This window comes from Synechococcus sp. R3-13, from assembly GCF_047462195.1.
Classification (GTDB): Bacteria; Cyanobacteriota; Cyanobacteriia; order Thermostichales; family Thermostichaceae; genus Thermostichus.
Window position 1 is genome coordinate 1 of sequence record NZ_JANSIO010000131.1, and the last position, 2,214, is coordinate 2,214.

Below are 2,214 nucleotides of genomic sequence, written 5' to 3' on the forward strand. Positions count from 1 at the left end.
GGGCTGGGCAATGTCCGGGCAGATGAGGTCGATGCCCGCCACATCCAGGCCGATGATCTGAGCTGCCCGTTCGGCAATGAAGGCGTTGTAGGGATGGATGATATCGGTGCAATCGACGGCGATGCCTCCGGTGCTCAGGTTGGCGGTGGATTTGAGGGTGCAATGTTCTCCTTTGGGCAGCACCGTATCCAGGGTGTAGCCTTTGCTTTCGAGGATACGCAGGGTCATGTCATCAATGCTAATTTGGGTCAGCACGTTTTCGTGGCCAAACCCCCGCCGCGGATCCCTGTTGACTTCGTCGATCAGCTCTTGAATGGTGGAGCGGCCATCTCCCACCACATAGGCTGGGATCCGCTTGGCCACAGCCACCAGCTTGTTGTTGATCACCAGCAGGCGGTAGTCATCCCCCACCAGGTGCTTTTCCACCAACACCACATCGGAGTATTGGCTGGCGGCATCGTAGGCGATCTCGGCGGCTTCCAGGCTGGTGATGTTGACGGTGATGCCCTTGCCGTGGTTGGCGTTAAGGGGCTTGATCACCACCGGAAAGCCCCCGACATCCTCGATGGTGGCTGCCAACTCGCTGCGGCGACGCACCGTATAGCCCTTGGGCACCGGGATCCCCATGTCCTGCAGCAGTTCTTTGGTGGCCCGCTTGTCGGCGGCCAGGTCGGTAGCAATGATGCTGGTTTTTTCAGTGGTGGTGGCTTCGATGCGCTTTTGGTAGACGCCGTACCCCAGTTGCACCAGGGATCCCTTGTTGAGGCGCAGATAGGGGATCCCGCGCAGGGCGGCCTCGTCCAGCAAAGCTTGGGTGCTGGGGCCGAAGCGGACATTTTCTCGGATCTCTCGCAACTCTTGGATGTCCAGCTCCAGGTCGCGACGGTAGTCTTCTCCGTCCACCAAAGCTTGACAGAGGTAGACTGCAGCTTTGGCTGCAAAGCGCCCGGCCTCTGCCTCCTGATACTCGAACACCACGTTGTAGGTGCCGGGGGTGGAGGTTTCGCGGGTGCGGCCAAAATCCACTTTCATGCCGGCCAGAGTCTGCAGCTCCAAGGCCACATGCTCCACCACATGGCCCATGAGAGTGCCCTCTTCCACCCGTTGCAAGAATCCCCCATAGCAGCCGCGGGAGCACTGGTGTTCCCACAGTCCCGGCAACAGGGCCTCCAACCTTTCTTTGAAACCCGGGATGGTGTTGGTGGGTCGCTCCTGCAAGTCTTCCAGATCAAGCCGCATTTGAATCAGCTTATGACGACGGATGCTCCAGTAGTTGGGGCCACTGAGAACGCGGATGGATCGGATGCGCATAGGGTCTAGGGGAAACAGCGGGGAAGGGGACAGATAACTTAGGGTCGTTTTAGGGTCGTTTTCAGGATGCCGGCGCAGGAAACTGCCAAGGACTACATCCCGCTGGCGCGACCAGCCCTAATCTACACTCCCTTTGCCAAGGTCGAGAAAGAGTATCCTTTAATACAATTCTTTCGGCAGGCGAGCAAGGTTAAGACAACGCAATGGATCCCGCTTGACCACATCGGTACAGTGGGGGGCAGACGGGTCTGCGGCACATGGAAAGAACCTATCTGCTGGGGTTGGGCTGGATCTTGGGCCTGCTGGTGCGGGCTTGGCCCCAGGCTGCCGGGTGGGGCTGGGGGATCCTGCTGGGATTGGGGCTGGCGGGATCCCTGCTGTGCCGGCGGCAACCGCGTCTGGCCCGCACTTGGCTGGCGATGGGTCTGGTGGGGTGTCTGGCTTGGAATTACCTGGGTTGGCGGCAGCCTTTTCCCGGGCCGACGGATATCAGCCTGTTGGCCCCCCAGCAGCAGATGAACTTGGTGGGCACCGTCCTCTCGGAACCTCGTCCCACCCGCAGCGAACGGCGGCAATTTTGGCTGAGAGCAGAGCAGGTGCTCAACGCCGACTCCACGGCCCGCCAGGTCAGCGGCAAGCTCTACGTCACCACCGGCCCTGAGGCCCTCCAGGACAAGGATCTCCACCCCAACCAACGGGTGCGCCTGACGGGATCTCTGTACCTTCCCAGTCCGGCCTTGAACCCGGGCAGCTTTGATTTTCAAGCCTACCTGCAGCGCCAGGGGGCTTTTGCCGGCTTCAGCGCCCGTGAGGTGATCCTGCAGCCGGGGGGAAGAGGTTGGGGGGGCTGGGTGTTGCGGCGGCGGGTGCGAGAGGCGTTCGTTGCTGGATTGGGGGAGCGGC

The 2,214-nt window shown here is 61.1% G+C and carries 2 protein-coding genes; one reads left to right on the forward strand and one right to left on the reverse strand.

All coding sequences use genetic code 11. The features are described 5' to 3' along the window. On the reverse strand, positions 1–1,311 hold a 1,311-nt coding region (locus NW856_RS04375), incomplete at its 3' end, for a cyanophycin synthetase family protein (protein ID WP_414399298.1). Between the two features lie 257 nt (positions 1,312–1,568). Here NW856_RS04375 and NW856_RS04380 point away from each other — a divergent pair. Beyond that, the coding region (locus NW856_RS04380) for a ComEC/Rec2 family competence protein (protein WP_414399299.1) at positions 1,569–2,214 on the forward strand (646 nt) is incomplete at its 3' end.